The organism is Trichloromonas sp. (assembly GCF_041583255.1).
GTDB lineage: Bacteria > Desulfobacterota > Desulfuromonadia > Desulfuromonadales > Trichloromonadaceae > Trichloromonas.
Map to the genome: position 1 here is coordinate 1 of NZ_JBFHGD010000136.1, position 8,706 is coordinate 8,706.

Consider the following 8,706-nt stretch of genomic DNA (forward strand, 5'->3'; position numbering starts at 1 on the left):
GACCCGTCTTTGTACCGTCTACGAGAACCGCATTTCGGCGCGGCCCGGGTGCACTCCGCTGACGCCGCAAATTGCAGCCTGTGGGGTCCTTCCTGCCGACTGCCCTTACGTCGCCGATATTGAAGATTATCCTGCCCCGCACCTGGTGGGCGGGGAAGATTTCGCCTGATTTCTAAAGCCAATGCAGCTTGGCGTGCGCCATATTAATCATTGCTGTTTTTGTGGTATGCTTTTAGTGATTTTCCGCTTCGTCTTTGCGTCGAAAAGGCCGTGACCGGGTGACGAAGTCCTGGCCGATGTGTTGTCCGGGGTGACATAGTCTGTGTTTACGATAAGACGGGAGATTCCTATGAGCAGAATCAGTTTTGGCACCTCGGGCTGGCGAGGCATTTTTTGCGATGATTTCACCTTCGACAATGTCAGGGTGGTAACCCAGGCCATTGCCGATCATCTGCGGGCTGCCCATCTTCATAGCCAGGGTCTGATTATCGGCTACGATGCCCGGTTCATGGGCGAGCAGTTTGCCCGGGAATCGGTCAGGGTGCTGGCTGGCGCCGGCATAAAGTCTTTTTTATGCGACCGCGATACCCCAACTCCGGTTATCGCTTTCGAAATCCTCCGGCGCCAGACGGCAGGGGGGATCAACTTTACTGCCAGTCACAATCCATACGATTACAATGGAGTCAAGTTCTCGCCCGGCTGGGGAGGGCCCGCCCTGCCGGAAACGACCCGGGATATCGAGGTCCGCGCCAATGCCATGCTCGGTGAGATCTGCTTCAAGGAAATGCCCCTTGACCAAGCCTTTCGTGCCGGTTTGGTCGAGGAGATCGATCCTCGCGCCGCCTATTTCGAGCGCATCCGCAATCTGGTCGACCTCAACGCGGTCGCCGGCTCAGGGATCACCATCGCGGTCAACCCCCTGTTCGGCACCGGACGCGGTTACCTTGACGCGCTGTTGCGCGAAGCCGGGGTCCCGGTGGTTGTCATGAACGACAATTGTGACCCCTATTTCGGTGGGCTGCCCCCGGAACCGTCCCCGGGCAGCATCGGAGATTTTATCAGTCTGGTTAAAAAGAATGATGGAATCTCCCTGGGGCTGGCCACCGATGGTGATGCCGACCGTTATGGAATCGTTGATGCCGACGGCACCTTTATCGAACCGAACTATGTGCTGGCCCTGCTGTTCGACTACCTGGTCCGGAGTAGACAGGAGCGGGGGGATGTGGCCCGCTCGGTGGCCACCTCGCATTTCGTCGATGCCGTGGCCAGGCATCATGGTCTCGCCGTCCTGGAGACCCCGGTCGGATTCAAATTCATCGGTGAATATATCCGCGACAACCGGATCCTGATCGGCGGCGAAGAAAGTGCGGGCTTGACCCTGCGGGGTCATGTGCCGGATAAAGACGGGATTTTGGCCTGCCTGCTGGTGGCCGAAATGGTGGCCGTTGAACGTAAAACACTCGGAGAACTGCTGGCCGACCTGTACCGACGGGTCGGTGAATTTCACACCCGCCGGGAAAATATTCGTCTTAGCGCTGAACTGGAAAAGTCCTTTGTCGGTAAAATCAACAACCTCCCGCAATCCATGGCGGGCAACACCGTGGCAAAGGTCGTCACTATTGACGGCTGCAAACTGATTTTCGAAAATGGTTCCTGGGTTCTTTTTCGCAAATCGGGAACCGAGTCGATGGTGCGAGTCTACGCTGAAGCCGGCAGTGCCGCCGCGCTGGCTGAATTGATTGCTGCGGCTGAAGCTTTTGTTAAAGGCTGATGTCAGACGCGCCGCAGTTTTGACTATTAATCAACCAATATCCTGTGATTTAATCATTGTTGTTGAAAGGGAGGATATATGGCTGAGAAAAGAGACGATACCCGCCATCGCAAACGGTTGAAAGTCAGGTACGGCGATAAAGACCACATGAAAATCGGGTTTACCGAGGACGTTTCCGAGGAGGGGATGTTCATCCGGACCGGTTTAACCAAGACCCCCAAGGCGACCCTGTATATTGAGTTGGAAACCTCGCCGGATGAGACGGTGGCCCTTTCCGGTCAGGTTCAGTGGAGCAAGAGAGTGCCACCCAGTATGGCACACAAACTCAAGGGCGGCATGGGAGTCAAGATTTCAGACTTCACCTCGGGGGAAGAGGCTTTCCGCAAGCTGCTGGCCTTTCTCAAGGAAACCCGCTGAACCAGTCTGTTGGACAATCGTTAACACGAAGGGGCCGGATCATCGATGATCCGGCCCCTTCGTGTTAGCCGACCTCGTTGTATTCCCGTTCTCTGAATTCGACTCCCAGTTCAGCTGCGACCTTGCGGCAGGCCGCGATATCGATCCCCGGCAGGGTGACCGCGGTGGCCGTTACCGATGGAATGTGCCGGGGCGCCTCGCGGAGGAAGTCCTTGAGCGCCTGGTAGCCCTCGATGCCGAACGTTGAGCGGCAGATCTGCTGGTAGGTCTGCGCATCTGGAGCATTGAGGGAGACGGAGACGGCATCGATCAGTCCGGCCAGTTCCGGAAGCACGTTGCGGCCATGCGCCAGGTTGGCCTGACCGTCGGTGTTGATGCGCACCTTGACGCCTCGCTCCTGCAGCCAGGCGGCAACCTGTTTGACCAGGTCGAGCCGCAGCAGCGGCTCACCGTAGCCGCAGAAAACCACTTCGGTAACAGCGGATGGGGTGCCGATCGCCTGAATGACTTCGGAAAAAGACGGTTCGTGGTCGAGTTTCAACTGGTGTCCCTTGACGGTAAAATCCTTGAATTTGGCGCAGAAAGTACAGGCGTTGGTACAGCGGTTGGTGATATTCAGGTAGAGCGAATTGCGGATTCGGTAGGCGATCCTGGTGGTCTGGTCAATGTCACCGATGCCGAATAGCCTGAAGGCGTTGAGAGTGGTTATGCGGGCGACGTCATCCACCGTTAACCCCTTGATGTCGGCAATCATCTCCGCGGTGTGCCTCACGTAGGCCGGTTCGTTGCGGCGTCCGCGAAAGGTCTGCGGGGCCAGGTAGGGACAGTCGGTTTCCACCAGGAGATGATCGATGGGGATGCTGCGAACGACTTCGCGGGCCGCATTGTTTTTAGGGTAGGTGATCGTTCCCGGGAAGGACAGCAAGAAACCGAGCTCCAGGCAGGCTCTGGCCATCGCCGCATCGCCGCTGAAACAGTGCAGGACCCCGCCGACCTCGTCGGCGCTTTCCTCGCGGAGGATCCGCAATACCTCTTCGTGGGCATCGCGGTCGTGCACGATGATCGGCAGATGGACTTCCCGGGCCAGGGCGATCTGGCGGCGAAAGGCCAGGCGCTGCACATCGCGCGGTGAGCGGTCACGGTAGAAGTCGAGGCCGATCTCGCCGACTGCGACTACTTTTTGCGAGTTGCTGATCATGGTTTTAAGTTCGGCGATGCCGGACTCGTCAGCTTCACGGGCATCGTGGGGATGGATGCCCACCGATGCAAAAATGTTCGGGTAACGTTCAGCCAGGTCGATATTGGCCTGCGAGCTTGCCAAATCGCAGCCGACGCTCAGGATATGGCTGATGCCGGTTTCGTGAGCGCGAGCGATGACCGTTTCGCGGTCCGTGTCGAACTGAGCGTGGTCAAGGTGGGCATGGGTATCGATCAACTGCGGCAGATGTCGGTTCATGGGGGACTCCAAAAACAGAATGGGGCGCATTGCGCCCCACTCCGGGTACCTGAGTGTTCAGCGAATGCCTGTCAGTCCATTTCGATCCTGGGAAAGAGCGGGGTCGCCTTGGCAATGGCGGCACCGGGCTGCAGCAGTCCCCAGGTGTCGTTGCCGTCGAGGGTCAGATCGGTCTGGTCCAGGCCGAGGGTAACCAGGATCGAGGCGCCGGTTTCCGGCATGAAGGGTGCCACCAGCAGGGCGATCAGCCGGGTGCCCTCGAGCAGGTTGTACATGACCGTCCCGAGTCGCGGACGCAGCTTTTCATCCTTGGCCAGGGCCCAGGGGGCGGTTTCGTCAATGTACTTGTTGGCGGCACTGACCAGCTCCCAGATGGCCTGCAGGGTCTTGTTGAACGCCAGTTCATTCATCATGTCATCGACGCTGGTGATGGCGGCAACGAAACGCTTCTGAAATGCCTCGTCGACGGACTCGTTCGGGCCGGCTGGAGGCAAGATGCCGTTGAAATATTTGCTGAGCATGGCGGTAGAGCGGCTGACCAGGTTGCCGAGGTCGTTGGCCAGGTCGGAATTGATCCGGTGCACCAGGGCCGAATGGGAAAAATCGCCATCAAGGCCGAAGGGGACTTCCCGCAGCAAAAAGTAGCGGATCGCGTCGACGCCGTACTTGTCGATCAGCATGTTCGGCTCGACGACGTTGCGCAGGCTTTTGCTCATTTTCTGCCCTTCAACGGTCCACCAGCCGTGGGCAAAGACCTTTTTCGGCAGCGGCAGGCCGGCGGCCAGGAGAAAGGTCGGCCAATAAACGGTGTGAAAGCGCAGGATGTCCTTGCCGATGACGTGGGCGTCCACGGGCCAGAATTTGGCCATATTGCCGTCAGGGTCATCCGGATAGCCGAGGGCGGTTATGTAGTTGGTGAGGGCATCAAACCAGACGTAAATGACATGCCTGTCGTTGCCCGGAACCGGAATGCCCCAGGAAAAGGTCGTGCGCGATATGGAGAGGTCGCGAAGCCCTTCCTTGACGAAGTTAAGTACCTCGTTGCGGCGGCTTTTGGGTTGAATGAAGTCGGGGTTGCTTTCGATGTGCTCTATGAGCGCCTGCTGGTATTTGCTCATGCGGAAGAAGTAGGATTCCTCCTTGAGCTTGTCGGTCGGCCGCCCACAGTCGGGGCAGTTGCCGTCCAGCAGCTGGGTTTCGGTCCAGAAGGTTTCGCAGGGGGTGCAGTACCAGTCCTCATACTCGCCGAGAAAGATATCCCCCTTGGCTTCGATGCGGCGGAACAGTTCAGCCACCCCTTTTTTATGCCGTTCCTGGGTCGTACGAATGAAGTCGGTATTTGAAATGTTGAGTTTTTCCCAAAGGGCCTGAAACCGCTTGAACACGCGGTCGGCAAGTTCCAGAGGGGTTTCGCCGACGGAAAGGGCGGCCTTTTCCACCTTTTGGCCGTGCTCGTCGGTGCCGGTCAGAAAAAAAACCTCGTAGCCGCGGGCGCGTTTGTATCGGGCCAGGACGTCACAGGCCAGGGTCGTGTAAGCATGACCGATATGCGGCACATCGTTGACATAATATATGGGGGTTGTGATGTAATAACGTTTGTCCATGATATGCTCTCCTGGTTATTTGCGCCGCGGGCGCCGCCGGCTCCGACTCCGCTTGCGCCCTGGCTTGCGGGCTTCAGCGTCTGACGGTGTCTCTGCTTCGGCAGCAGGTGCCGGCGTTGGCGTTGGCGCAGGTGCCGCCTGTTTTTTGGCGGCACTTGTATCGGTCGGTTTTTCACGGGGGGGGCGCGCCGGCTTTCTTTGCCCGGTTTGTGGCGGTCGGCCTCGCCTGGACGTTTCTTCGCCGGCTTCGCCAGGCGTCGGCCCCTTGCCTTGCTCGATCTGGTCGGCCGTCACTTTGACGGTCTGGCCGTCCTCAAGGCGAACCACCACTTTCTGGCCGAGCACATCCTGGTTGATCACCTCGCCCCGGGCATTGTCGAGTTGTACCTTGCGACCGCATTTGGGGAGGGCCTTTTTCAGGCTGCAATAGGTTTCGAATTCGTAACTGAGGCAGCAGAGCAGGCGACCGCACTGACCGGAAATCTTGGTCGGGTTCAGGGCCAGTCCCTGTTCCTTGGCCATGCGGACCGACACCGGGGTGAACTCGGTGAGAAAGGTGCAGCAGCAGAGTTCGCGGCCGCAGATGCCGATGCCGCCGATCAGTTTGGCCTCGTCGCGAACGCCGATCTGACGCATTTCTATGCGGGTGTGAAAATGATGGGCCAGGTCCTTGACCAGTTCACGGAAATCCACCCGTCCGTCGGCGGTAAAATAGAAAATGATTTTTGAGCCGTCAAAAAGATATTCGGCGCGAACCAGTTTCATTTCCATGTTCCGCTTCTGGATGCGCTCCTGGCAGAACAGGTAGGATTCCCTCTCGCGCCTGCTGTTGGATTGCGCCAGGGCGATGTCATCGTCAGTGGCAACCCGGATGACGGTTTTGAGATCACCGGTCTTGGTGTTCTCGCTCAGCGCTTCCGGGGGTTGAACCACAGTAGCCAGGGCACGGCCACGATCGGTTTCGACGATGACCCGGTCTCCGGTGCGAAGCTCGAAATCCAGTGCGTTGAAATGATAGTGTTTCCCGGCGTCACGAAATTTGAGAGAAACGATTCTAGGCATTTATGAAAAAACTCTCTGGTTGATTGAGGTTGCTTAAGTTCAGGCTGCCAGACGCATAAGCAGTACTTCCATGGCCAACTGGCGGTTGACATTGCGGTCAAGTTGGCGACGACTGGCAGCGATGGCTTCGAGTTTGTTCAGCAGGCTGACGGTGTTTTCCCTCGGCGCGACCCGACGGATTTTTTCAGCGAGATCGATGTTGACCAGGTCGCTTTCCGAGCGACCGTGCTGGTACAGCAGCAGATCACGGTAAAAAGCCTGGAGAATGTCCAGGATGTCGGGAAGCCGTTCTTTCTCCTCGGCAAGTGATTGAGCCAGTTCAAGGGTCGGCAGGATACTTCCGGGCGAAAGGGCCGTCAGGGTTTTCAGGATTTCCCGGCGGCGACCCAGGTAGAGGTCGCGGTCCTTTCCCAACGCCTTCTTGAAGCTGCCCTCTGAGAGCGCCGCAAGAATATGCCCCTGGACCTCATCGACCCCGAGCTGCTCGAGCAGCACTCCCTTAAGCAGGGCCTGCGGCAGGCGGGCGAAGGGGAGACGCTGGCAGCGCGACCGGATGGTGCTGAGCACACTTTCCGGCCGCGCCGACAGCAGGATGAGCAGGGCGTCGCCGTTAGGTTCTTCCAGGGTCTTGAGCAGGGCGTTGCCGGCAGCCTGGTTCATCCGGTCGGCGCCATCGATCAGGCAGATCTTTTTTGGTGCTTCGAGTGGGCGGAAAGACAGCTCTTTCTGGATGCCGCGCACCTGTTCGATCTTGATCGTCGTTCCGTCCGGTTCCAGCAGATGCAGATCCGGGTGGTTGTTGTGGTCGACCTTGCGGCAGGCCGGGCAAACCCCGCAGCCAGCGCCTTCTTTACAGACAACCGCCCGGGCCAGAGCCAGGGCCATCAGTCGCTTGCCGACACCTTCCGGCCCCTCGAACAGGTAAGCATGCGCCAGCCGGTCGCTGTCGATGGCCCGGCGCAGGATGTTTTTCTGTCGTTCATGCCCGAGGATCTGGGAAAAGGTCATGGGATCGCTTTTCGTGTTGCGGTAAACTCGTCGACGGTCCGGTTGATTCTGTCGGCAACAGTAGCGATATCACCCTGGGCATCAATGATGCGAAAGCGGGCGTCTTGACTTGCCAACTGCAGGTAGCCGCTGCGAACCTTCTCATGGAAATCAAGGGACTCCATTTCGAAGCGTTCTTCATGATTCAAAGCCGATTCGGTATTGCGTTGAATCGCCCGTTTCAAACCTTCGGTCGGCGGCATGTCAAGCAGCAGGGTCAGGTCGGGCATCACGCCGCCGGTCGCTACCTGGTTAAGGGTGTGGATCAGGTCGAGATCAAGCCCGCGGCCGAATCCCTGGTAGGCGAGGGTGGCATCGGTAAAGCGGTCGCAGATAACGATCGAACCCTGCTGCAGGGCCGGAACGACAACCTCGGCAACGTGTTGCGCCCTGGCGGCAGCATAAAGGAGCAGTTCGGCGCGGGGGACCAGCGCCGTATTCGCAGGATTGAGAAGGATCTGCCTGATCGCATTGGCAATCGGGCAGCCCCCCGGTTCCCGAGTGGTCAGCACGGGCGTCTGGCGGGCGGTCAGGCGCTGTGCCAGCAGGCCGACCTGGGTCGACTTGCCGCAGCCCTCAATCCCTTCAAAGGTAATAAAGAAAGCCATGGGTTCCAATCGTCGGGTAAAATCGGTACATTATATGAGTGACCCCGTGTAGAATCAAGGAAAACCTGATATATATGGGGGGAATTGTTGATATGCTGCAAGTGTTTCTGTATAATTGCGCCGTTGATTAGAGCTTTGATGATGAATCGGGACATGCCTGAAATGGAAGCAGATATCCGCTGTACAGATGTCGAAAAAATCCTGTTGGAGCGGATCGGCTATGAATTCGACGATCTCCAGGTGTTCCGGGAGTCCTTGACTCATAAGTCATACAGCAACGAGCAGGGAGGCATTGCTGCCCCTGATAACGAACGGCTCGAATTTCTCGGTGATGCCGTCCTTGACATGGTCGTCAGCCATAAGATTTTTGTTGCTTATCCCGGCTTGCCCGAGGGGGAGTTGACGCGTATTCGCGCTGAGGTGGTCAGCGAAGCGGGCCTTGCCCAGGTTGGCCGTCGTCTTGAAGTCGGCAACTGCCTGCGCCTCGGGCGCGGTGAATTGCGCACAGGCGGCCGCGACAAGGACAGCCTTGTCGCCAACGCTCTCGAAGCGTTGATTGGCGCCGTTTACTGCGATGGGGGTTTTCACGCGGTTCAGCAGATGGTTTTGCGATTGTTTGAAGCATCCATTGACCGCTCGGCCAAGCGTAAACTCGGGATTGATTTCAAGACCCGGCTGCAGGAGTTGATGCAGGCCCGCTTCGGTGCGCCTCCTGAATACACCCTGATTGAGGCCGAAGGC

General features: G+C 58.1%; 8 protein-coding genes. 3 read left to right on the forward strand and 5 right to left on the reverse strand.

Going from position 1 to position 8,706, the window contains the following annotated elements; translation table 11 throughout:
* The first annotated feature begins 349 nt into the window (after positions 1 to 349).
* Both ABYV89_RS11300 and ABYV89_RS11305 read left to right on the forward strand, forming a co-directional pair.
* Positions 350 to 1,771 carry a phosphoglucomutase/phosphomannomutase family protein gene (locus tag ABYV89_RS11300; protein WP_432823057.1) on the forward strand — a complete coding sequence of 474 codons (1,422 nt, stop codon included), beginning with the start codon at positions 350 to 352 and terminating at the stop codon, positions 1,769 to 1,771.
* A gap of 78 nt (positions 1,772 to 1,849) precedes the next feature.
* Positions 1,850 to 2,188, forward strand: a complete 339-nt coding sequence (locus ABYV89_RS11305) for a PilZ domain-containing protein (RefSeq protein WP_432823058.1) — start codon at positions 1,850 to 1,852, stop codon at positions 2,186 to 2,188.
* A 64-nt stretch (positions 2,189 to 2,252) separates the two neighbouring features.
* On the opposite strand, the gene ABYV89_RS11310 is transcribed toward ABYV89_RS11305, so the two are convergent.
* The 5 genes from ABYV89_RS11310 to tmk form a co-directional block, all read right to left on the reverse strand.
* The gene (locus tag ABYV89_RS11310; RefSeq protein WP_432823059.1) at positions 2,253 to 3,644 is read right to left on the reverse strand and encodes a TatD family hydrolase; all 1,392 of its coding nucleotides are present in this window, start codon (positions 3,642 to 3,644) and stop codon (positions 2,253 to 2,255) included.
* A gap of 71 nt (positions 3,645 to 3,715) precedes the next feature.
* Positions 3,716 to 5,248, reverse strand: coding sequence for a methionine--tRNA ligase (metG, locus tag ABYV89_RS11315; RefSeq protein ID WP_432823060.1), 1,533 nt, complete (start codon positions 5,246 to 5,248; stop codon positions 3,716 to 3,718).
* Between the two features lie 15 nt (positions 5,249 to 5,263).
* Positions 5,264 to 6,310 carry a PSP1 domain-containing protein gene (locus ABYV89_RS11320; protein WP_432823061.1) on the reverse strand — a complete coding sequence of 349 codons (1,047 nt, stop codon included), beginning with the start codon at positions 6,308 to 6,310 and terminating at the stop codon, positions 5,264 to 5,266.
* Between the two features lie 39 nt (positions 6,311 to 6,349).
* Positions 6,350 to 7,318, reverse strand: a complete 969-nt coding sequence (gene holB / locus ABYV89_RS11325) for a DNA polymerase III subunit delta' (RefSeq protein ID WP_432823062.1) — start codon at positions 7,316 to 7,318, stop codon at positions 6,350 to 6,352.
* A complete protein-coding gene (tmk, locus tag ABYV89_RS11330; RefSeq protein ID WP_432823063.1) occupies positions 7,315 to 7,965 on the reverse strand; it encodes a dTMP kinase in 651 nt (216 codons plus the stop codon). Before tmk ends, holB begins: the two co-directional genes overlap by 4 nt.
* A gap of 162 nt (positions 7,966 to 8,127) precedes the next feature.
* Between tmk and rnc the strand changes: the two genes are divergently transcribed.
* Positions 8,128 to 8,706 (forward strand): ribonuclease III (gene rnc, locus ABYV89_RS11335; RefSeq protein ID WP_432823064.1); only part of this gene is annotated, 579 nt, incomplete at its 3' end.